Source organism: Aliiroseovarius crassostreae (genome assembly GCF_049803815.1).
GTDB classification, from domain to species: domain Bacteria; phylum Pseudomonadota; class Alphaproteobacteria; order Rhodobacterales; family Rhodobacteraceae; genus Aliiroseovarius; species Aliiroseovarius crassostreae_A.
This window is the reverse complement of sequence record NZ_JBNAGI010000001.1, coordinates 417,164-438,057: the sequence shown is the minus strand read 5'-3', so window position 1 is coordinate 438,057 and position 20,894 is coordinate 417,164. Positions and strand designations below refer to the sequence as shown.

Genomic DNA, 20,894 nt, shown 5'->3' with positions numbered 1-20,894 from the left:
GCGGGCTATGTGGATGGGCTGGATAACGGAGATGCGGCCAGCTTCGTCGACGAAGCCCACCTCATCGCAGGCCTCGCCGCCGCCCTCACCGGCGCAGACACCACCGCCACCCTGACCGCCGCTGGCATCGGGCAGTCGGCGTTTGTGAATAATTATCTGAACCACGAAGAAGCGTCGCGTCGCGCCGCCATTATAAGTGAATTAGATAACTGCCTCGACAATACAAATGCTTGCTCTGAGAGCGAGATAAACTCCCTGCGCGACGAACTTGTTGCCCTAAACAAACTTGATGCTGATCGAGATGCGGCACTTGCTGCGGCCTGTGGAGCAGGGGCCAGCAGCACCGGATGTCAGGCTGAACTGACCAAGTTGCAGGATGCCTTCGAAACTTACACGGGTGTTATTTCTTCCAGAGATGTCTTTAGCGATGGAACTTTGGGCGAGGCGCTCGAGGTTGCTGGGCAGTTTGGTGATCTTAGCAGTCAGGCGATGTCAGAAACCGCCCGCGCAGCTCTGATCGAAATGCCGGTCGATACGGCCAAAGGGTTGATTGATCTGGCAAGTATAGCCGCAGGCGCTTTGACCGGAGACGAGCAGTCAATCCTGCAGATGGGCATGATTGCCGATCACATGCAGGCGCTTGTGACGGACCCTGTCGGAACGATTGAAACGCAAATCGCAGCAGAGCTTGCGCGGGCGGATGTTGTGGAAGCCCAGGGCAATCTTGAAGAAGCCAACAAGATCCGAAGCAAGGTGTTCATCAGTGGCGCCTTGGCTGTGGCAGGTGTTCCCGGAGCCGTCAGCGCGACCAGCGCGGGGATCAAAGTGGCGGTGAAATCCGGTGGTTCCGTTAAGATTGGAGAGTTTATCACAGGCGAAGACGGAAGCTTGAACTTGCCGGGAGGGGGGGGTACAAATTGGGCAGGCGATCTGTTTGATAATCCTTCTCAAGTTGTTGGTAGCCGGATTGATGAATTGACTGCACAAATACCAGAGAATTCTCGCGGTAGAATTACTATGGGGGTTGCAGTTGTTGAGGATGTAGCTGGCAATCGCCGAATCTTAGTAAGTACATCTGAACCTAACGGCTACTTGAGACCTGGTGTTAGTTTGAATGATGGAGAAGTCTTGGTGCGTGGACCACGTGGCAGCCATGCTGAAGCAGACATCGTCCGCTATGCAGAAGAAAACGGATTAACGATTGTTGATATTGGAGCAACTAGACCGGTTTGCACCAACTGCCAAGGCGTCATTCCAGATGACACAAATATTACGACACCGTTGAAGTAATACCATGCGACTGAAGACCTTAAATTCATCACTAGCCGCTCAATTCGAAACTGTGAGGGGGGGAGCGGCTGCAAAGTTCGAAAGCGTGTTTTGGTTTTGCTTCGATAAGCTTGATCCGCTTACGCTGGACGAAATTGGCAAGAGTGCGGAGTTGGATTGCCTGCTAAGGCGTCAGCTACCGAATGTTGCAGGCCGTGCCGACTTAGTAGACGCATTGGACGAATGCTACTTCGATGCGGAAGATGACGGCGATGATGAAAAAGCGGGTTTGTATTTTAAGCTGGCGCGTATAGCTGCGGCTTTGGTTATGTGGGCTAATTCTAAGTCCAATGAAGAATACGCAGAAGCTGCTTATGAAGCATTGATGAGTGGTGATGACCCTGAAAAAACTGCGAAACAGTATATAGAGCAGGCCTGATCACCGTTCCAACTCCCGTGCCACGTTGATCAGCTCCAGTTCAATCGTCACACGCTCAACCAAGTCTTGCAGCTCTTCGTGGACGTGGTTGAGGTTGACGGCATAGGATTTACCGAAATGCGGGTTGCGAAGGCAGTCTGGGCCACGCACTGACCCACGCGGGCCTCGGCTGTATCGCCGCCGAACTGCAAGGCTCCACCTGCGCCGCAGGGGCCGCCTCCGGGGCCGCAAGCGCGCTCTTTGCGGGCTATGTGGATGGCAACGATCTCGACGGCAACGCCCTCGTCGATGAAGCCCACCTCATCGCAGGCCTCGCCGCCGCCCTCACCGGCGCAGACACCACCGCCACCCTGACCGCCGCTGGCATCGGGCAGTCGGCCTTTGTGAATAATTATCTGAACCACGAACAAAGGGAACGGGCAGAGGCGCTGCTCGCTGACTATGCGCAGAATTGTAATGGTGAATTTGGCGATGCAACACAGGCATGTGGTCAAATCCTATCGCAGCTCCAAACGCTACAGGGTGAATCTGCCGAAAACACAGCAGCAATGCTGGCCGCATGTGGCGCGAACCCCGGCAGTGCCGAATGCCAGCAACACCTGGATGAAGCCAAGTCCTATGTCACCTGGGCTGATGATACGGTCGGCGGATCGCAATTCGATGTCGGCTTGGGCTTGTTTTATCATCCCGCACTTGAGGGGCGTGTTGGTGGCAGTCTGGATGAGGTGATCATTGATGCCTCAGGCAGTTCTGTCTGGACCTCCGGTGGGCAAGTCCTGCTGGACATCGCCGATGGTATCGAAGGGGAACTGGTCCTTTGGGGCGATGATCGTCTGAGGATAGAGGCAGAGCTTCTGACCGAACTTGCGGTTCTGAACGACGAAAACGATCCGGTTAACTTCGACAATTGCCCACCAGAAGGTGCTTGCTTCTCGACCCGCCGCGAAGAAATTCAGGCAGATTTGCGGAGCCTCGGCATCGTGAATATCGTCGCCCCGTCAACCTGGGAAGGTGTTGTTCTGGAGCTGGCCGGAGTGGGTGCGGGCAAGCTCGTCTCCATTGGCGGGAAGACCTTCACCAAAATCGGTGATGATTTTGTTGAAATCGCGGATGGGGTTGCTACAAATAAGACACCAATTGAGACATCGAATGGTGCACTTGTTAGGCCGCCCGATAGTCCAAATTATTCGGTAGCAACGGAAGTCCAGTTGCCCTCAAATGCGTATCCGGGAGTTTCACGCCAAAGACACAACCAGATTTCAAACCAAGCAATGCATGAAGCTTTTGAGGCCGATCCTGTTTTTGCTGCGCAAATGGAAAACTTGTATCCGGGTATCGTTGATGGTGTTAACCCCGGTCCACGCGGAGCCTTCCCAAGATCAGCGCCGACATCTGATGTGACTTGGCATCATGGAACTCAACCTGGTCAAATGCAGTTGATTCCGATTGATCAACACACAGCACCCGGCCCGGTTCAAGGTACTCTTCATCCAAGTGGCTCAGGTGGTTTTGCAGATTGGGGGACAGAATGAACCAAACCACATTTGGTAATGTGCTTCGCGACTTGGGCGGGTTTGACTGGAAGGACTGGGTTTATTTAGAAATGCAGGGGGGAGTATTATTGTCATCGCCCTGCATACTACTTAATCCTGATGAAGCTGAATTGGCTGAAGATGACTTTACTCCGGTAGCCGCCGAAGAAGCTGGAATGCAGGAATACCTATCTGTGCAGGATTTGCGTTCGATAGAGCAAAGCCTGAACGCATGGTACCCAGATTATTCTTTGGATGACTTGTGCTCCGCTGCGACGTATTACTTTGAGAATGACGCGTTCATGCCACCTAGTAACGCCGTATGACGGTTCTACGTTATATCATTGGCTTGTTCGCCGCACTGCTGTTCTCAGCTTTGGGCGCGGTTTCCACGCCATTGGTGCCATTAACGTCAACCCAAGCAGGGTTTTTCCCACACCATGAAGCGGCGCCAGCTGATTACACTAATGTAAACTTTGCCGCTCGCGCACCACCGATCATTGGTGGCAATATCACGTTTACGGGTGTCGCCGTTGCCGAGCAAGGCAACGGTTTCACTATGCACGGGCATGCAACCCATGTGGCAAGCTTGAGTTTTGGCGCGGATTTTGATGCTACAAATAGGGGAATAGACGGGATTTGGGATCAAGGGCGCTTTACGCCTATTCAGCGCGGCAACGCCATTGAAGATCACTTGGCCGGAACTGACTATAACGGTTGGACGCGTGTTGGCTCCCAAGACAATGGGTTTTCTCCTGCTTGGGACTTCAATCAGGGATCGACTTGGGTCAGTTTGAAAACTGTCAATACAGGCGGTAGCGGTTGGCAGACTGCCATGCGTTCGCACATCAGAGAACTTGAAATATGGAGTAGTCCGACCAATCCGAATGCAGCAAAGGTTCTTGATATTAGGGTTCAACCCGGTGGGGCGACTTCTGCACAATCTCTTATCGACTATGGCGCATCCAGAGGTGTGCAGGTGAGGATCAATGAATTCTAATCAGTTTGATCGTGCGCTATGGATCATTGGGCGCATAAAACAGTTAAATGTTTCGGCGATATGGTCTCAGTTTCTTTACTCTGGTGTCCCGGATGGAATGTTGGTCTCCTTCCATTCACCGGACATCAATCGGGCTTCCATAAAGGCGTCAAAAGTCGAAGAAATTCTTGATGGTGCTCATGTGCCGTCATTCGAAGTATTGGGGGATGGGTTCAGTTTCAATTACGGGCAGAGCGGTGGCCAAAACTATGATCACGTTTTTATTGAAGCTAGCTTAATCGTGTTAAGCCCTGAGTTTTGCGATGAACTGATCTCTGAAACAATTGCGGATGATCCAAACTTCACGCAGGCGCATCTGGTTGATAAAAACTATCAGTACCTTCAGAATATTTATGATCCGCTGCAATTTAAGGCGCTCGGCCTTTCTTTGGATGGCTTGCCCATGAAATCCAATGGTTTACCATTCCCTCTTGAGCAGCAGATCGTTGACACTGATAACAACCCTGGCCGCTATAGGCTGCATCAAGGTTATGTTGAAGCATCGGCAGGGTACATGTGGTTTGGCGAGAGTTTTTGGCCCATCGTCGGGAAGGCACCGGAACGGATAATGTCTGATCTGCCGAAAGGTGTATCGCTTTGCTTAGAAAAATGTTGGAAGCTTACAGCGGCCTACGGTGTGTTTAATGATCAAAGTACAAGCGGAATACAGGATGGGATTAGGCGGGTCGTATTTGGGTAGCCGTGCTTACTCCGCGTCTATTTCTGGCTCTGCGTAATTTGGCACATGGAGTGCACAGAATTTTGCTGCCTGACAGGCTGTTGATGATTTGGCCTTTTGCTTGGCCGCACCAATCAGCGTTGTCGCCTTGGGTGATGAGGCGGACTGAGCGGTCGAAGTCGTTGGCTGTGATCTGGTCTGCGGCGAAGTAGAAGGCCCCAGCACCGGCGACTGCCGCGCTGATAAGCATCGCTGTTCCCAGCGTAGCCCAACCCCAATTTGATCGGGCGTCACCTACTTTACCTGCTATGTCGATAGGTCCGGCCTAAAAGACCTGCCCCGCAGCGACCTCATTCACGCCAGTCCCCTCATCGCAGGCCTCGCCGCCGCCCTCACCGGCGCAGACACCACCGCCACCCTGACCGCCGCTGGCATCGGGCAGTCGGCCTTTGTGAATAATTATCTCAGCCATACGGATGAAGCCTTCATTAGAGAACTGATTCAAGAATGCCTTAGCGATGATGGTGTTTGTTCGGAGCAGGAGCTCGACGTGGTTGGCCAGAAATTGCTTGAGCGATCTCAGGAGAATAACGCGGCGATGGCAGAGTGCGAAGATGCCGATTGTCTGTATCGAGCGATCAGTTCGACCATAAATGACCAAGAACTAACTGACTTACTGGGCGATGCCGGGCTTACCAATCCAAGTGTATTTGCAACCAAAGTGGCATCTCATGGCGGGATCGTTGGCATTGATCAAGACCTCTATGCCGAGACATTTACGAAGGTTCGCGCCATTGAAATGCAGCGCCTTGCACAGGATTGCTATCAGAATTGGACAGCAAGCTGCGGAAATCTTCATTTGCTGGCGGCAGACGAATTGTTTCAGAACCCGTTGATTGGTCTGGGTATGCTGATTGGGCTGTTGCCTACTGTAAAGTCGTCGGCCAAAAACCTTTTGGGAGTGGAATTTGAAGATTTTCTTCAGAAAGAGTTACCATTTGGCCGTAAAGTTGGAGAAATGAGAATGCCAGACGGGAGCTCAAAACCCAGAGATTTTGATGGAGCGTATATTCGTGAGAGTGATGGCGCGGATGTGTTGATTGAAGCTAAAAGTGGGGGGTATTGGGAAAAACTGCAAGCTGATCCAAACCTAGAAAGTAAGTTCAAGACGCAAATGGGATACGGAGCAAAAGTTGCCTCAGCTAACGGGTATCAATATGAGCTGCACTCAAATTCACCCATTCCAAAACACATTAAAGATTGGCTATTTAGCAAATCAATTGGAGTTGTTGAGTATGACTGAGAAAGAAAAATGAGCCTTGATCGTGGATATCTAGTGTTTGACCCATCTTCCAAAGAATGGTCGACCAAAGCTGTTTTTAGTGGGTTAATAAAGGAACTAAAAGCTGGTGGAGCAACACCAGTTCTAAAAAACAATTTTATTCAGCTGCTTAAGGGCGATCAGGATGGTCCAGAATTTGTCCCGGTTATGTATTCGAGCGAAATGCTAGAAAGCTATATTCTCGAACGCGTTAACGCCGGTGAAGGCTCTGGCGCAATTTACTATTTCGAAGATGGTCAGTCGGTTGAGGGTTTTGATCTTCTAATTTCCCCAGAAAAAAAAATCATCATTTACCCATTTGATAATGCGCCTTTGTTACCCAATTCCAAATGTGTTGACTTCTCAATATATTGCAGTCTCTTGGCCAAACCTATCTTCCACCTTGTTGGCGAGTATAGCTTAACCACGAGCCAATTTATTGATCGCTAAGCTGTCAGTCGAACTTGATAGGTATGATCTACTAGCCACGCACTGACCCACGCGGGGCTTGGCTGTATCGCCGCCGAACTGCAAGGCTCCACCTGCGCCGCAGGGGCCGCCTCCGGTGCCGCAAGCGCCCTCTTTGCGGGCTATGTGGATGGGCTAGACACCAATGACAAAGGTCGCTTTGTCGATGAAGCCCACCTCATCGCAGGCCTCGCCGCCGCCCTCACCGGCGCAGACACCACCGCCACCCTAACCGCCGCTGGCATCGGGCAAAGCGCGTTCGTGAATAATTATCTCAGTCATACGGATATCGCTAACCTAGGCGCGGATTTGCAAGCTTGCGCTGCCCAGAGTGCTACCGAGAAATGTGAAGGTGACGACCTTCAGAAGATCATCGATGACTATAAATCCCTTTCTCGTTCAAACGATCAGGCCCTGATTGAGGAATGTGGTTTTGACGCAGAATGCATCAATGATCGACTGGATACTGCTGTCCAAGGTGGTGATGCCGCCGTGCTTGCTCTTGCGGGTGTCTCACCTGAAGCGGCCCTCGCTCTTGTGGGGTCATTCGACGCCGGAGGCCAAGTCTATCAGCATCTCGCAACAGCGGTTCTGCTGGAAAAAGACGCCGCAGATTTCTGTGCCAGCAAGGGTGTCTCTGGCTCAGCATGTGATGACGCTTGGGAGGCCCATGTAAAGGAGGTCGGCCCAGCAGCGGTTCAGTTCCTCATTGAAGAAATCCCCGGCATCGGCGACGCAATCGGAGCGCTTGAATGCATTCAGAACCCCTCAATCGGGGCTTGTGCCGGGGCTGCTGTGGCTGTCGTGCCTCTCGTGGGTGGCGGGCTGAAAGTTGTCGTCAAGAAACTGGATGGGTCACCTAGCGTTACGAAAGAAGTTGATACACCAAATAGTTGTGTGAGTGGCAGATGTGGGAGTGCTATTGACGGTATATACGGCAATACTCGACCAATGACTGATGAATTTCCTGAGTTGGCTGGAGTTAATCCGCATTATGTCGATGGAGCAGGGCCAGGCATTAACACCAACTGCGTCTCTTGTGTGAACGCAACAGTGGATCGCCTAACTGGACGCAATCCTAACGCAGTTGCTGGCCAGTCAAACGGCTACGGTACTGGCAGTGATTTGACACCATCTGCGCCTTGGGATTTGGAGCGCAAACATCACCAGCCAACGTAACGAATGAACTGTTATCACAAGGCGATGGAGCTTATGCAGTGGTCCGAATACAACAGGCCGGAGATGTTGAACATGTAATCGTTGGTGTCAATAAGGGCGGCACCGTACATTACGTTGATCCACAGCTTGGAAGTATTGTTGAATTGCAGCCAAATTTGATCGTGAGACCAGGTTACCCATGATGGAAAAACAGAAACTAAAGTACGAAGAGATTTGTGTTTTGGCGCAGAAATCTGCGGAGCTGGAGTGGGGGGATTTCAGGCAACACGGGCAAAATTTGCTTCAAGAGAAATGCTTGAATTATGGTCGAGCTTGGATGTTTTTTCGTAACCCAAACATCGCTATTCCAGACGTAGCTAGCGTGCGGAAATGTGCGCTGGTTGTTAGTGATAAAGGCGAGGTTCGATCTACCGCTGATTATCAGCCAGACATGACGGCATGCATGGAATACCTCCAAAGAATGTCGGATCACTTTGCAGAAAAGGGACTTTGATGAGGGGAACTCCAATGAATGTTCTTCGCCCTCTTCTTCTACTTATTTTCACTATACTTAGTTCGCGTTCATTGAATAGCAGATCGATTTCTGCATCAGAATCTTTCTGTCCTCAAACCGAAATCTCGCATATTGAGCAAGGCCTTGATGTTTGCTTTGCAGCCCGTGCACCATCAGTACCGAGCACCAATATTGCATTCGCAGGTGCTGCTGTTGCTGAGCGTGGCGATGGGTTCATCATGCATGGGCACGAAACCCATGTGGCCAGCTTGGGTATTGGTGTCAGTTAGATGCCACAAATAACGCAGACTTGCCCGATACGGTATATCGAGGTGACACTCGTGGACCCGATGAAATTTTTGATGAGGGCTTCCACCCCAAGGATCCGAATGCAGACGTTGATCTTCAAACTTATGTTCAGTCTGAGTGCTGCGCACAGAGCGGCTGTCTCTGAGGAGGTTGATCTACTTGCACAAGCGGAAGCTCTGCAAAGAGAGCTCGCCTCGTGCTTTGATGATAGTGATTGCGACCCCACAGAGGTTATCGAGAGATATAAAGATCTTTCTCGGCAAAACGATGTAGATCTGCTGGCTGAATGTGGGAAAGATCTGGGTTGTATAAACGACCGCTTGCAACATGTCGCAAATGTTAGCGACTTCGACTATCTGATTGCAGAGCGGCCGGACCTGTACACTCAGATTGAAGGCTCCACGCCAGCCACCTCATCGCAGGCCTCCGTTGTCTTTTCGCCAGCCTCTTGTTCCTTGATCATCTGAATGATCTGCTCGTCGGAGAATTCCGTCTTCATTTGTCCGTCCTTCAGTTGGGCAAACTCTACACAGAATTGGAGGAGTTTAAGCGGCTCAGGTCAGCAATGTCGGTATCCTGGGTGGATCAGTTGAAGGTCATTGCCTGTGGTCTGCCAATGCCCACATATTTCCCGTCCGTCAGCCCGTTCACCTTCTCGACAATCGCCTCGGCATCCATGCCGTGATGGCGGTAAAGATCGCCGATGGTGCCGGTCTGGCCGAAATGCTCGACCCCCATCGGGATCGTCTTGTGCCCCGCCACGCTGCCCAGCCACGACAAGGTCGCCGGGTGGCCGTCGATCACGGTGACGATCTTGCAATGCGGGGGCAGCGCGCCCATCAGGGCCTCGATATGCGATTGCGCCGCGCGGTTTCCACGCGAGCGCGCGCGTTGCGCCGCCGTCCAGCCCGCGTTCAGCCGGTCGGCAGAGGTCACGGCCAGCACGCCGATATCGCGGCGGGTTTCCCCAATCCTGCCCGCGGCCTTGATCGCCTCGGGCGCGACGGCGCCCTGATAGGCGATCACCACCTCGCAATTCGGCCCCGGTTTACGCAGCCAATAGGCGCCGTCGATGGCCCCCTGACGGAACGCCTCGTCATGTCGTTTGCCGGGCTGTTCAATCGGGTTCGTGGTCAGGCGCAGATAGACGGAGCCGCCGGTTTCATCGCGCAGCCAGGTGCGCTCATCCGGGTCCCCTTCGCCATCGCGCTGCACATAATCAAAGGCCCAACTCATGATCACCGCCAGTTCGTCCGCGAACGCCGGTTCAAAGCTGGCCAGTCCGTCTTGTGACATGCCGATCAAGGGGGATCCAACCGACTGGTGTGCGCCGCCTTCGGGGGCCAGCGTGACGCCGGATGGGGTGCCCATCAAGATGAAGCGCGCGTCCTGGTAGCAGGCGTAATTGAGCGCATCGAGGCCCCGGGCCACAAACGGATCATAGACCGTGCCGATGGGAATGAGCCGTTTGCCAAAGAGCGAATGCGACAGGCCCGCCGCGCCCAAAAGCAGCATCAGGTTCATTTCCGCAATGCCCAACTCGATATGCTGGCCCTCGGGGGTGAATTCCCATTTCGCGGTGGAAGGGATGCGGTTTTCGATAAAGGCATCGGCCTGCGCGGTGCGGGCAAACAACTTGCGCCGGTTCACCCAGGGGCCAAGATTGGTGGTCCCGGTCACATCGGGCGAGGTGGTCACGATGCGCGCGGCCAGATCGCTGTCGCCTTTCGACAGGTCATCGAGGATCTTGCCAAAGGCCATCTGGGTCGAAATCTCGCGCGAGGTGTCGATGGCGATTGACGGCACGGCCAGCCTGTCATCGGCAAAGCGGCGCGGGCCATCGGCAAAGAACGGCACGTTGGACAGGAAATCGCGCAGGGCCGCAGGGTCGTCGACGGTGGCCAATGGCTCCCATTCTGCCCCCTTGGCCACGCCCATATGGGTCTGCCAGGCCTCAAACTGCGTGCTGTTCATCAACCCGCCGTGATTGTCCTTGTGGCCCGCAATGGGCGTGCCCCAGCCCTTGATCGTATAGGCAAGGAAACAGGTGGGGCGGTCGTGGGTGATGGCATCAAAGGTCTGCGCCATGGTCTCAACGCAGTTGCCGCCGAGGTTTTCCATCAGCGCAGCCAGTTCTTCGTCGCTGCGCCGATCAATCAGCGCGGTCACGTCACCCTGATCGCCCAGCTCCTCCATCAGCCGCTTGCGCCAGACCGCGCCGCCCATGAAGGTCAGGGCCGAATAGTCCTGGTTCGGGCAGCTGTCGATCCAGTCGCGCAGCTTCTCCCCGCCCGGCTCGTCAAAGGCCGCGCGTTGCAACACCCCATGTTTGATGCGCACCACGTCCCAGCCAAAGGCGTCAAAGATCTTCTCGATCCGTTCAAACAACCCCTCGCGCACGATCCCATCCAGCGATTGGCGGTTATAGTCGATGATCCACCAGGTGTTGCGCAGGTCGTTTTTCCAACCCTCCTGCAGCGCCTCGTAAATGTTGCCCTCATCCAGTTCGGCATCCCCCACCAGCGCCACCATGCGGCCCATCGGGGCGTCCTTGCCCCAGGATTTCGCGGTGATGTAATCCTGAATGATCGACGCAAAGGATGTGATCGCCACGCCCAGCCCCACCGACCCGGTCGAGAAATCCACGTCGTCGATATCCTTGGTGCGGCTGGGGTAGCTTTGCACCCCGCCAAACCCGCGGAAGTTTTCCATCTTTTCGCGGGTTTGGTTGCCCATCAGGTATTGCATCGCGTGAAACACCGGCGAGGCATGGGGTTTGACCGCCACCCGGTCCTCGGGTTTCAGGGTCGAGAAGTAAAGCGCCGTCATGATCGACACCATCGAGGCGGAGCTGGCCTGATGGCCGCCGACCTTGATCCCATCCACCTTGGGGCGGATGTGGTTTGCGTGGTGGATCATCCAATGCGACAGCCACAACAGGCGCTGTTCGATGGTCTTCAGATGGTGCATGTCCGGGGTCATGATCTCGCGCTCCTTCGTGGGATTATTCTGCGGCGTGGCGGGCTTGGCGGGGCAGGGCCTGGTCCAGATCGGCCAGGATGTCCTCGACCTCTTCCAACCCGACCGACAGGCGGATCAACCCGTCGCTGATCCCATGGGCGGCGCGTTCTTCGGGGGTGTAGGTGGAATGGGTCATTGAAGCCGGGTGCTGGATCAGGCTTTCCGCATCCCCCAGCGATACGGCGCGCTGGATCATGGTCAACCGGTTCATCAGGGCAATCCCGGCCGCCATGCCGCCATCGCGGTCACCAACCAGTTCAAAGGCGATCATCGCGCCGGGTTTGTCCATCTGGCGGCGGGCCAGATCGTGTTGCGGGAAAGACGGAAGGCCGGGGAAATGCACCGCACCAACCGCCGGGTGTGCCTCTAGCCAATTGGCCACGATGTCCGCCGAGGCGCAGTGGCGGTCCAACCGCAGCGCAAGGGTTTTCAACCCGCGCAGGATCAGCATGGCGTTGAAGGGCGCCATGACCGCGCCGGTCATGTCTTTCATGCCGACCAGCCGAATGTCCGTGACCATTTCAGCCGTGCCCGCGACCAGTCCGGCCACCACATCGCCATGGCCGCCCAGGTATTTTGTGGCCGAATGCACCACCAGATCCGCACCCAGTTCGATCGGCCGGGTCAGGTAGGGCGTGGCATAGGTGTTGTCGACAATCACGATGGCCCCGGCCGCATGGGCAATCTCGGACACGGCGGCAATGTCCACCAGCCGCATGTTCGGGTTGGCGGGGGTTTCGAAATAGACAACCCGGGTCTTGTCGCTGATCGCGGCGCGGATGTTTTCCGGTTCGGTCATGTCGACATGGGTGATGGTCACGCCCCATTTCGCCAGCCCGTGACGCATGAAGGCGAAGGTGCAGCCATACAAGGTTTCATCGACAATCAGCTCGTCGCCCGGCGACAGAACCGTCCAAAGTGCGGCGGTGATCGCGCCCATGCCCGACGACAGCGCGAGGGCGGCTTCGGCCCCTTCCAGCGTCGCGATGCGGCGTTCCAAGAGATCGCAGGTCGGGTTCGAGATGCGGCTGTAGATATGGCCTTCACGCTCGCCGGCAAACATCTCGCCCCCCGCTTCGGCGCTTTCAAATGCGAAGGTCGAGGTCAGGTGAAGCGGCGGGGTCAGCGCGCCCTCGTTCTGTTGCGGATCATAGGCGTGGTGGATGGCGCGGGTGGCAAAGCCGGATTTGGTGTTCATGGCGACCTCATTGTTCCGTGGTGCAAACAGTTTGCGCGCGGTATCACGGCATTTTGTTGCGAAGTCTGCCATTAAAGGCTATGAAATTGGCAGATACTGCCAAGGAGACCCGATTTGGACCGTAAAGATCGCCAGATCATCCGTGCGCTGCAAGCCAACGGGCGGATGACCAACCAGGACCTGGCCGAACGGGTCAACCTGTCGCCATCCCCCTGTCTGCGCCGTCTGCGCCTGTTGGAGGAGAGCGGCGCCATTCAGGGCTATAGCGCCGAGGTGGATGCCAAGGCCTATGGGCTGCCGATCACGGTGTTTGTGCGGGTTCGGCTGGAGCGCCATAATGAAGAAGACGTGAAGCGGTTCGAACAGCGCGTGATGTCCATCGACGAGGTGCTGGAATGCCACGTCCTGACCGGGGCGTCCGATTATCAGTTGCGCGTGGTGGTGTCAGACCTCGACGCGTATGAGGATTTTATCCGCAACCGCATTCATCGCATCGGTGGGATTGCCTCAATCGACACCAGCTTTGTGTACGGCACCGTGAAGAAAACAAACGTGTTTCCGGCCATCGCGTGACCAGTTTTGTGGGGGCTATATCCGTTGAATGCGTGCCGGGCTAGTCTTGCGGCACGTCGTTATCCCGAGACGCCCACGACATTGATATCTCTTGAAGGCGGCGACGGACCCGCCCCCTTCCTTAGCTGTCTGACTTTAGCTGTCTGACCGGGTGAACTCTCGGTGTCTCATTTTTTGTCGCTTCACCACGGCAACCGTTTTGCGCGACACCAGAATGACATCGATCCAGCTGACCAGGCGCGATTCCTCGGTTGTCAGTGCGGGGCCATGGCGTTGGGCGCACACCATGGCGGATTGTAAGCGGTTGAAATAGCTCCAGAATGATTCCTCATGATCTGCATATTGGGAACTTTTTTCGTCAGTGCGGAAACTGGTATGCACATCTTCGATAATATAAACGCCACCGGGTGGCAGCATTGGAAACATGGTCTGGAATCCGATGATCTGATGCGACCAAAAATGCGACGCGTCATCCAGGATGACCGATGGCTGATAGGTTTTGAAGACCCGACGCAGGAAACGGGGCCGCGACGCATCGCCGATTTCCACATGGATACGGTCTTCTTCGAAGTTTTTAGAGACTTTTCGAATATCCACCCCGACAATCCGGGCCTTTGGAAAAAACGCTTTCCAGGTGCGCAGTGACGGCGCCTTGCGGCTGGGAATGCCGACCCCAAGCTCCAGCATCGTGAACTCTTTGTCGCGATAGGGCGTCAGAAGGTGTTCGTAGAACCGCATGTAATCATGGCGTTTAGAGCTTTTGTCCGTTCCCGCCTCCATCGCCAGGGCATCCAATTCCCTGGCGGGGAACAATTCCACGACCTCAGCCGGATGGTCTGGGAGTTCGGAACTCTCTTTGGTTTGTTCTGCTTGATCGCTCATGTTTCGTATCTTGCGCCTGTTGTTTTTTGGTCAATGCTGCCAAGTGCATTTCAATGAATGCGAGACTGCCAGCTTTGTCTTCAGGCTTCAAGGTTTGGCTTGGCGACCATTTCACAAACCGTCGTTGGTACTGTGTTTTGAACCCTGGCTTCGGATTATGGGAAAGCCGTCTCGGAATTTGCATTCTCCGTGCAATTCAGTGCATTCAGGTTGGATCTGCAGCCCGACAGGAATCGCTGAATGTCCGCCCCGATCACGCCCTTTAATATCATGACAAAGCCAATCGGGCCGCGCTGCAATATTGATTGCAAATATTGCTATTACCTTGAAAAGGAAAAACTCTTTCCCGATGAAAAGAAGTTTCGCATGTCCGATGACGTGTTGGAGAGCTATATCCGGCAAACCGTGGACTGTGCGGTGGACGCAGGCTTGCCCGAAGTGCAGTTTGCCTGGCAAGGTGGTGAGCCGACCATGTTGGGGGTCGACTACTTCCGCAAAATCGTAGCACTTCAGGCCAAACACCTGCCCGCGCACCTCACTGCCACCAATGCCTTTCAAACCAATGGCATCTTGCTGGATGAGGACTGGGGGCGGTTCCTGCATGATCACGGGTTTCTGGTGGGGCTGAGTGTCGATGGACCGAAAAAGATCCATGACCATTATCGTGTAGACCGGGCAGGCCGCCCGACCTTTGATGCGGTGATGCGCGGGCTGGAGGTGCTGCAGCGGCACAAGGTGGACCACAATGCGCTTTGCACCGTGCATCGTGCCAATGGGGGCAAGGGCAAAGAGGTTTACAAGTTCCTGAAAGGTCTTGGGTTTAACCACATCCAGTTCATTCCGATTGTCGAACGGGTGGGGGCAGGCGGCCTGGCGGGGGCACCGCAGGTCGACCGCGATCCGGGCAACTCCGTCAGCAAATGGAGCGTGTCCCCCCGCGTCTATGGCAAGTTTCTTTGTGAGGTGTTTGACCAATGGTTTCGCAATGATCTGGGCCGCGTCTTTGTCCAGTTCTTTGATACGCAGGTCGGGGTGTGGATGGGGCAGGCGTCTTCGCTTTGCGTCTTTGCGGAAACCTGCGGCAACGCGCTGGCACTGGAACATGATGGCAGTCTTTATAGCTGCGACCATTACGTTTATCCGGAATACCGTCTGGGCCGGATCACCGACACCCCGATGCGCGACATGATCTGGAGCGACCGTCAGGCGCAGTTTGGCCGCGACAAGACGGACGCTCTGACCGAACAGTGCCGGGCTTGCGATTATCGCTTTGCCTGTCATGGGGGCTGTCCCAAACACCGGTTTGCCACCTCAAAATCCGGAGATCCGGGGCATAATTACTTCTGCGAAAGCTATACGATGTTCTTTCGACACGCAGGCGCGCGCCTGAGAGGGCTGGGCCAGATCGTTGCCGGCGCGCAAAGGTAACGCACGTCCGGGTATCGTTTGATCACAGCGGCGACTGGAACGCCCCCCTGACGTGATGCGCGGCGTTGCCACATCACGCGGTTTCAACGTCACGTGGGAGTGCTTTAGATATGTTTTGGAAGCAATAGGGGACTCAGGCGTTTACCAATCGTCCCTAGTTCATTGGCGCGGAGGCACCTTTTTGTGTCCTGGTGGAAAGGTTGAAATCCACCGTTCCGTCATCGCTTTCGCCCGTCAGGCTCACGTCATAACCCCACAGAACTTTCACATGTTTCAGAACCTCTTGGCAGGCGGCCTCATCCAGCAAGATACCGTCCAACACCCGGTGACGCAGTTTCAGCTCGCGATCCCCTTTCAGATCCACATCCACCACCTGAATGTCCGGGTCGATATAGGCGCTGTCATAGGACCGGGCGAGGATCTGGCGGATCTCGCGATAACCTTGGGAATTGTGGATATGGCTGACCACCAGTTCCGGGTGTTTCATGTCGTCGGTGATAACAAACAGCTTGAATTTGCGGATCAGATGCGGCGAGAGGAATTGCAGGATAAAGCTTTCGTCGCGGTAATTCGCCCAGGCCCCGCGCAGCACCGCTTTCCAATCCGGGTTGCCGGCGAAATCGGGGAACCAGTCGCGGTCCTCGTCTGTGGGATCCTCGCAGATCCGGCGAATATCCTCCATCATCGCAAACCCCAGCGCATAGGGGTTGAGACCGGAAAAGCGTGGGTCGTCAAATTCGGGCTGCATGATCACGCTGGTGTGGGAATGCAGGATTTCCATCAACGCGCCTTGGGTGATCAGGCCCTTCTCATAAAGCCGGTTCACGATGTAGTAATGCACGAAGGTGGCGCAGCCCACATTCATCACCTTGGTTTGTTTCTGCGGGTATAGATATTGCGCCAGGAAGCGCACAATCCGCACCACTTCGCGTTGCCATGGCTTCAGGCCGGGGCTGGTTTTTTCAAAGAAATAGAGCAGGTTTTCCTGCGGCAGGTTCAAATCCCCCTGACGCAGCTTCTGCTCAACGCGGGCGAAATCCTCCTTGTCGACTTCTGCCCCCATGGTGCTGTCGGTCCAGAGGTCCAAGACGCTTTGCTGGCTGGCATGTTCATCGCGCCGCTGCTGCATCGCCTCCATTTCCTGCTTGGTGGGGCGGGGCGGGCGGCCGTAGCGAAAGACGCCTTGTTCGCGCAGTGCGTGGGCGGCATCGAGGATCCGTTCCACCTCATCCACCCCATAGCGTTCTTCGCATTTGGCAATAAAGTTCTTGGCAAAGGCCAGATAGTCGTGAATGCCGCTGGCGTCGGTCCAATCACGAAACAGATAGTTGTTCTTGAAGAAATGATTGTGCCCAAAGGCGGCGTGCGCCATGACCAGCGTCTGCATGGCCATGGAGTTTTCTTCCATATTATAGCTGATGCAGGGGTTGGAATTGATCACGATCTCATAGGCCAGCCCCGTCAACCCCTTGCGATAATAGGTCTCGTCGCGCACGAAATGTTTGCCGAAGGACCAGTGCTGATACATCAGCGGCATGCCCGCACAGGAATAAGCATCGAGCATCTGCTCAGATGAAATGATCTCGATCTGGTTGGGATAGATATCGAGCCCCAGCTCCTCCAGCGCAATCTCCTGGATCGCGTCATGCACTTTGCCCAAGAGTTCGAAATTCCAATCAGGGCCCTCAAACAGCGGTTTGGCGGCGGTGTCACTGATCATGCCGTTTCGCCTTTCTTGTCGGTTGAAAACAGCCCCCGGAAGACCGGGTAAATCTGTGCGGCTTCAGACACACGGCGCATTTGAAAATTGGGCCAGTCGCCCTGCACCTGCCGGTAAATCTGCCACAGATCCGCGCCGTTTTCGTCGGATGGCATTCCGCCTTCCTCGCTGGGATGGGCAATTTCCACATAGGCGTAATACTGGCAGAGCGGCAGGATCTTTTCGTTTAGAAGCATTTGGCATTTGCCGCTGTCCGACCCGAAATTATCCCCGTCCGAGGCCTGCGCGCCGTAGATGTTCCACTCATCCGTTGGATAGCGATCTATGATGATCTCATGCATCTTTTCCAACGCGGTGCTGACGATCGTGCCACCGCTTTCGCGGGCGTAGAAAAAGGTTTCCTCATCCACTTCCTGCGCCAGATGGGTGTGGCGGACAAAGACGATATCGGTGCGTTTGTAGCGTCGTTCAAGGAAGAGATGCAGCAGGATGAAGAACCGTTTCGCCAGATCCTTTTCGCGTTCCTGCATCGATCCCGACACATCCATCAGGCAAAAAACCACCGCCTTGGAGTTGCGCACCACTTCGGGAATATGGGTGTCAAAGCGCAGGTCCAGCGGGTCGATGTATCCGACGATCTTGCGTCTGCGCTCCAGCCCTTCGTATTTCTGGCGCAGCTCTGCCAGAAGACGTTCTTCCTCCGCGCTGCGCGGATCAACCTCTTCCAGCGCTTTGATCTCTGCGGCCAGTTTTTCCAATGAGGCCAGCGACGGCCGCCCCAGCGCCAACCGCCGTCCCAGCGAGTTGCGCATGGTGCGCACAAGGTTCAGATTTGCGGGCGTGCCCGAGGTGGTCAGCCCCGCGCGCCGTCGCCCCACGGTTTCCGTCTCGACAATGTTTTTCTTGGTCAGATCCGGCAGTTCCAACCCGTCAAACAACAGTTCGAGATACTCATCTTTGGTCAGGGTGAAGGAAAACTCGTCCTGCCCTTCTCCTTCCTCAGACGCTTTGCGCCCGCCCTGACCACCACCCCCTTCGGGGCGTTTGAAACTGTCGCCGACCACAAAATCTTTGTTGCCGGGAAAGACTTTGCGCCGCATGCCAGTGTTGCCCGACAGGATCATCCTCGGTTCCTTGATCCCCTTGGCCGGAATGGTGACTTTTTCGCCCCCTTCCAGCCCTTTGGCGCTATGGTCGCGGATCGAACGATCCCGCACCGATTTGTCGACCATGTCTTTCACATGGCCGCGCACCCGGCGCAGGAAACGCTGTCGATTGCCGAGGCTTTTCCCCTTGGGGTTCTGGCGTCGGTCGATGAAATGATGCATCTGCTCGCCCTCCGGGTTATCCCGCCTTGTTCACCCGCATGTACCATTCGACCAGTCGGCGCACCTGTCGGCTGGTATAGCCGTGGCCCTTCATCCGATCGACAAATTCCAGATGTTTGCTTTCGGTGTCGCTGTCTTTTTTTGATCCGAAACTGATCACCGGCAGCAGTTCCTCGACCTGGCTGAACATGTGTTTCTCGATCACGTCCCGCAGCTTTTCATAGGAATTCCATGCCGGGTTCTTGCCGGTATTGGCGCGGTGGCGCAGCGAGAATTTGACCACCTCGTTGCGGAAATCCTTCGGGTTGGAAATGCCCACGGGTTTTTCGATCTTGGTCAGCTCTGCGTTCAGGATCTCGCGGTCATACAGCTGCCCGGTGTCGGGATCCTTGTAATCCTGCTCCTCGATCCACGCGTCCGCATAGGCGATATAGCGGTCAAACACGTTCTGGCCGTATTCGGAATAGCTTTCCAGATAGGCTTTCTGAATCTCATTGCCGATGAACTCTCCGTACCGGGGCGCCAGTTCGGTCTTGATAAACTCCAGATAGGTCGCCTCGGTTTCCGGCGGGAACTGTTCGCGTTTGATCAGCTGCTCAAGCAGGTACATCAGATGCACCGGATCGGCCGCGACCTCTTCCGTGTCATAGTTGAACACAGATGACAGCACCTTAAAGGCAAAGCGGGTGGAGATCCCGGTCATGCCCTCATCCACACCCGCCACGTCCTGATATTCCTGCACGGTCTTGGCCTTGGGATCGGTGTCTTTCAGGGTTTCGCCATCATAGACCCGCATCTTGGAATAAAGGTTGGAGTTCTCATGTGGTGCCAACCGGGTCAGGACCGAGAAGCGCGCGAGGATCTTGAGCGTTTCTGGCGCGCAGGAGGCATCCTTCAGCTCGCTGTTCTCCAACAGCTTCTGGTAAATCTGCGCCTCTTCCGTGACGCGCAAACAGTAAGGCACTTTCACAATCGACACGCGGTCGATGAAGGCTTCGTTGTTCTTGTTGTTCTTGAACTGCTGCCATTCGCTTTCGTTGGAATGCGCCAGAATGCTGCCCTGATAGGGGATCGCACCAAAGCTTTCAGTCCCCATATAGTTGCCTTCCTGTGTCGCGGTCAGCAACGGGTGCAGCATCTTGATCGGTGCTTTGAACATCTCGACGAATTCCATCATGCCCTGCGTGGTGCGGTTCAAGCCGCCCGAGAAGCTGTAGGCATCCGGGTCGTTCTGGCTGAAATGTTCCAGCTGGCGAATGTCGACTTTGCCGACCAATGTGGAAATGTCCTGATTGTTCTCGTCCCCCGGTTCCACCTTGGCGATCCCCACCTGGCGCAGGCGTGATGGGATCATGCGGATGACAGTGAACTTGCTGATGTCGCCACCAAATTCATCCAATCGCTTCACGGCCCAGGGGCTCATCAAGCCGGGCAGGCGGTGACGCGCGATGCCATAGCGATCAAACATCATCTCACCCATGCGGGTCGGGTCAAACAGGCCCAGCGGGCTTTCGAAAATCGGGCTGATCTGATCGCCGGCCTTGAGCACATAAATGGGTTCTTCTTCCAAAAGCCGTTTCAGCCGTTCCGCCAGCGAGGATTTGCCCCCGCCAACGGGGCCCAGCAAATAGAGGATCTGTTTGCGCTCTTCCAACCCTTGGGCGGCATAGCGGAAATAGCCGACGATCCGTTCGATCGTGTCTTCCATGCCGTAAAATTCGTCAAAGGCGGGGTAGCGTTTCAGGGTGCGGTTTTGAAAGATCAGGCCAAGGCGGGGATCCTTGGATGTTTCCACCAATTCTTCAGGGCCAATGGCGGCCAACATGCGTTCCGCAACACCTGCATACATGCCCGGGTCGTCCCGGCAGCTTTCAAGATATGTGCTTAAAGGCATTTCATTGTCACGGGCTTCGGAATGGCTTGCCGTGAACAGCTCGATGATTTCGTCCATGCGATAACCTCCTGTAATTAGGCTCCCTTCTCACCCCCTGATTTTAGAATTCCGAAATATTGGCG

22 protein-coding genes and 1 pseudogene are annotated in these 20,894 nt (G+C 55.1%); 16 read left to right on the top strand and 7 right to left on the bottom strand.

The window, feature by feature from the left end; all coding sequences use genetic code 11:
• Positions 1 to 9: 9 nt before the first annotated feature.
• Positions 10 to 1,290 carry a DUF6862 domain-containing protein gene (locus ACP15V_RS02145; RefSeq protein ID WP_424942035.1) on the top strand — a complete coding sequence of 427 codons (1,281 nt, stop codon included), beginning with the start codon at positions 10 to 12 and terminating at the stop codon, positions 1,288 to 1,290.
• 4 nt (positions 1,291 to 1,294) lie between these two features.
• Positions 1,295 to 1,708: a hypothetical protein gene (locus ACP15V_RS02140; RefSeq protein ID WP_424942034.1), complete on the top strand. Its 414-nt coding sequence runs from the start codon at positions 1,295 to 1,297 to the stop codon at positions 1,706 to 1,708.
• Here ACP15V_RS02140 and ACP15V_RS02135 read toward each other — a convergent pair whose 3' ends face one another.
• Positions 1,709 to 1,858, bottom strand: a complete 150-nt coding sequence (locus ACP15V_RS02135; protein WP_424942033.1) for a hypothetical protein — start codon at positions 1,856 to 1,858, stop codon at positions 1,709 to 1,711.
• A gap of 101 nt (positions 1,859 to 1,959) precedes the next feature.
• On the opposite strand from ACP15V_RS02135, the gene ACP15V_RS02130 reads away from it, so the two are divergent.
• The 12 genes and pseudogenes from ACP15V_RS02130 to ACP15V_RS02075 all read left to right on the top strand — a co-directional run bounded on the left by ACP15V_RS02130 (position 1,960) and on the right by ACP15V_RS02075 (position 8,873).
• Entirely contained in the window at positions 1,960 to 3,240 is a 1,281-nt protein-coding gene (locus ACP15V_RS02130; RefSeq protein ID WP_424942032.1) for an HNH endonuclease, read from the top strand.
• Entirely contained in the window at positions 3,237 to 3,566 is a 330-nt protein-coding gene (locus tag ACP15V_RS02125) for a DUF7716 domain-containing protein (RefSeq protein ID WP_424942031.1), read from the top strand. The genes ACP15V_RS02130 and ACP15V_RS02125 overlap by 4 nt, the downstream gene beginning before the upstream one ends.
• Positions 3,563 to 4,240: a hypothetical protein gene (locus ACP15V_RS02120; protein WP_424942030.1), complete on the top strand. Its 678-nt coding sequence runs from the start codon at positions 3,563 to 3,565 to the stop codon at positions 4,238 to 4,240. Before ACP15V_RS02125 ends, ACP15V_RS02120 begins: the two co-directional genes overlap by 4 nt.
• Positions 4,230 to 4,979, top strand: coding sequence for a hypothetical protein (locus ACP15V_RS02115; protein WP_424942029.1), 750 nt, complete (start codon positions 4,230 to 4,232; stop codon positions 4,977 to 4,979). Before ACP15V_RS02120 ends, ACP15V_RS02115 begins: the two co-directional genes overlap by 11 nt.
• Before the next feature lie 313 nt (positions 4,980 to 5,292).
• Positions 5,293 to 5,367: pseudogene (locus ACP15V_RS02110) on the top strand (hypothetical protein); the annotation flags it as partial.
• 141 nt (positions 5,368 to 5,508) lie between these two features.
• Entirely contained in the window at positions 5,509 to 6,261 is a 753-nt protein-coding gene (locus tag ACP15V_RS02105; protein WP_424942028.1) for a hypothetical protein, read from the top strand.
• 9 nt (positions 6,262 to 6,270) lie between these two features.
• Positions 6,271 to 6,729, top strand: coding sequence for a hypothetical protein (locus tag ACP15V_RS02100; RefSeq protein ID WP_424942027.1), 459 nt, complete (start codon positions 6,271 to 6,273; stop codon positions 6,727 to 6,729).
• Positions 6,730 to 6,873: 144 nt separating this feature from the next.
• Positions 6,874 to 7,926: a VENN motif pre-toxin domain-containing protein gene (locus ACP15V_RS02095; protein ID WP_424942026.1), complete on the top strand. Its 1,053-nt coding sequence runs from the start codon at positions 6,874 to 6,876 to the stop codon at positions 7,924 to 7,926.
• Between the two features lie 38 nt (positions 7,927 to 7,964).
• Positions 7,965 to 8,108 carry a hypothetical protein gene (locus ACP15V_RS02090; protein ID WP_424942025.1) on the top strand — a complete coding sequence of 48 codons (144 nt, stop codon included), beginning with the start codon at positions 7,965 to 7,967 and terminating at the stop codon, positions 8,106 to 8,108.
• The gene (locus ACP15V_RS02085) at positions 8,105 to 8,419 is read left to right on the top strand and encodes a hypothetical protein (RefSeq protein ID WP_424942024.1); all 315 of its coding nucleotides are present in this window, start codon (positions 8,105 to 8,107) and stop codon (positions 8,417 to 8,419) included. Before ACP15V_RS02090 ends, ACP15V_RS02085 begins: the two co-directional genes overlap by 4 nt.
• Before the next feature lie 14 nt (positions 8,420 to 8,433).
• Positions 8,434 to 8,709 carry a hypothetical protein gene (locus ACP15V_RS02080; protein WP_424942023.1) on the top strand — a complete coding sequence of 92 codons (276 nt, stop codon included), beginning with the start codon at positions 8,434 to 8,436 and terminating at the stop codon, positions 8,707 to 8,709.
• 20 nt (positions 8,710 to 8,729) lie between these two features.
• Positions 8,730 to 8,873: a scabin-related ADP-ribosyltransferase gene (locus tag ACP15V_RS02075; RefSeq protein ID WP_424942022.1), complete on the top strand. Its 144-nt coding sequence runs from the start codon at positions 8,730 to 8,732 to the stop codon at positions 8,871 to 8,873.
• Between the two features lie 440 nt (positions 8,874 to 9,313).
• Here ACP15V_RS02075 and ACP15V_RS02070 read toward each other — a convergent pair whose 3' ends face one another.
• Positions 9,314 to 11,710 (bottom strand): 1-deoxy-D-xylulose-5-phosphate synthase N-terminal domain-containing protein, encoded by a 2,397-nt coding sequence (locus ACP15V_RS02070; protein ID WP_424942021.1) that lies wholly within the window; start codon positions 11,708 to 11,710, stop codon positions 9,314 to 9,316.
• Between the two features lie 22 nt (positions 11,711 to 11,732).
• The gene (locus tag ACP15V_RS02065; RefSeq protein WP_424942020.1) at positions 11,733 to 12,947 is read right to left on the bottom strand and encodes a methionine gamma-lyase; all 1,215 of its coding nucleotides are present in this window, start codon (positions 12,945 to 12,947) and stop codon (positions 11,733 to 11,735) included.
• Between the two features lie 114 nt (positions 12,948 to 13,061).
• On the opposite strand from ACP15V_RS02065, the gene ACP15V_RS02060 reads away from it, so the two are divergent.
• Positions 13,062 to 13,520, top strand: a complete 459-nt coding sequence (locus tag ACP15V_RS02060) for an Lrp/AsnC family transcriptional regulator (protein ID WP_424942019.1) — start codon at positions 13,062 to 13,064, stop codon at positions 13,518 to 13,520.
• 135 nt (positions 13,521 to 13,655) lie between these two features.
• Here the strand turns inward: ACP15V_RS02060 and ACP15V_RS02055 are convergent, their stop codons facing one another.
• Positions 13,656 to 14,402 (bottom strand): class I SAM-dependent methyltransferase, encoded by a 747-nt coding sequence (locus tag ACP15V_RS02055; protein ID WP_424942018.1) that lies wholly within the window; start codon positions 14,400 to 14,402, stop codon positions 13,656 to 13,658.
• Positions 14,403 to 14,642: 240 nt separating this feature from the next.
• Between ACP15V_RS02055 and ACP15V_RS02050 the strand changes: the two genes are divergently transcribed.
• Entirely contained in the window at positions 14,643 to 15,830 is a 1,188-nt protein-coding gene (locus ACP15V_RS02050; protein WP_424942017.1) for an anaerobic sulfatase maturase, read from the top strand.
• A 154-nt stretch (positions 15,831 to 15,984) separates the two neighbouring features.
• Here ACP15V_RS02050 and ACP15V_RS02045 read toward each other — a convergent pair whose 3' ends face one another.
• The 3 genes from ACP15V_RS02045 to ACP15V_RS02035 are packed head-to-tail and all read right to left on the bottom strand — an operon-like array spanning position 15,985 to position 20,829.
• Positions 15,985 to 17,550 carry a SpoVR family protein gene (locus tag ACP15V_RS02045; protein WP_424942016.1) on the bottom strand — a complete coding sequence of 522 codons (1,566 nt, stop codon included), beginning with the start codon at positions 17,548 to 17,550 and terminating at the stop codon, positions 15,985 to 15,987.
• On the bottom strand, positions 17,547 to 18,878 hold the full coding sequence (locus ACP15V_RS02040; RefSeq protein ID WP_424942015.1) for a YeaH/YhbH family protein: 1,332 nt from the start codon (positions 18,876 to 18,878) through the stop codon (positions 17,547 to 17,549). The genes ACP15V_RS02045 and ACP15V_RS02040 overlap by 4 nt, the downstream gene beginning before the upstream one ends.
• A gap of 16 nt (positions 18,879 to 18,894) precedes the next feature.
• Positions 18,895 to 20,829 carry a PrkA family serine protein kinase gene (locus ACP15V_RS02035; RefSeq protein WP_424942014.1) on the bottom strand — a complete coding sequence of 645 codons (1,935 nt, stop codon included), beginning with the start codon at positions 20,827 to 20,829 and terminating at the stop codon, positions 18,895 to 18,897.
• Between the last annotated feature and the right edge of the window lie 65 nt (positions 20,830 to 20,894).

Excerpts from the sequence above, each read along its gene's own strand:
- ACP15V_RS02045 (WP_424942016.1), bottom strand. The coding sequence starts at position 17,550 with ATGATCAGTGACACCGCCGCCAAACCGCTGTTTGAGGGCCCTGATTGG.
- ACP15V_RS02040 (WP_424942015.1), bottom strand. The coding sequence starts at position 18,878 with ATGCATCATTTCATCGACCGACGCCAGAACCCCAAGGGGAAAAGCCTC.
- ACP15V_RS02140 (WP_424942034.1), top strand. The coding sequence starts at position 1,295 with ATGCGACTGAAGACCTTAAATTCATCACTAGCCGCTCAATTCGAAACT.
- ACP15V_RS02055 (WP_424942018.1), bottom strand. The coding sequence starts at position 14,402 with ATGAGCGATCAAGCAGAACAAACCAAAGAGAGTTCCGAACTCCCAGAC.
- ACP15V_RS02125 (WP_424942031.1), top strand. The coding sequence starts at position 3,237 with ATGAACCAAACCACATTTGGTAATGTGCTTCGCGACTTGGGCGGGTTT.
- ACP15V_RS02070 (WP_424942021.1), bottom strand. The coding sequence starts at position 11,710 with ATGACCCCGGACATGCACCATCTGAAGACCATCGAACAGCGCCTGTTG.
- ACP15V_RS02050 (WP_424942017.1), top strand. The coding sequence starts at position 14,643 with ATGTCCGCCCCGATCACGCCCTTTAATATCATGACAAAGCCAATCGGG.
- ACP15V_RS02065 (WP_424942020.1), bottom strand. The coding sequence starts at position 12,947 with ATGAACACCAAATCCGGCTTTGCCACCCGCGCCATCCACCACGCCTAT.
- ACP15V_RS02120 (WP_424942030.1), top strand. The coding sequence starts at position 3,563 with ATGACGGTTCTACGTTATATCATTGGCTTGTTCGCCGCACTGCTGTTC.
- ACP15V_RS02035 (WP_424942014.1), bottom strand. The coding sequence starts at position 20,829 with ATGGACGAAATCATCGAGCTGTTCACGGCAAGCCATTCCGAAGCCCGT.
- ACP15V_RS02080 (WP_424942023.1), top strand. The coding sequence starts at position 8,434 with ATGAATGTTCTTCGCCCTCTTCTTCTACTTATTTTCACTATACTTAGT.
- ACP15V_RS02085 (WP_424942024.1), top strand. The coding sequence starts at position 8,105 with ATGATGGAAAAACAGAAACTAAAGTACGAAGAGATTTGTGTTTTGGCG.
- ACP15V_RS02115 (WP_424942029.1), top strand. The coding sequence starts at position 4,230 with ATGAATTCTAATCAGTTTGATCGTGCGCTATGGATCATTGGGCGCATA.
- ACP15V_RS02100 (WP_424942027.1), top strand. The coding sequence starts at position 6,271 with ATGAGCCTTGATCGTGGATATCTAGTGTTTGACCCATCTTCCAAAGAA.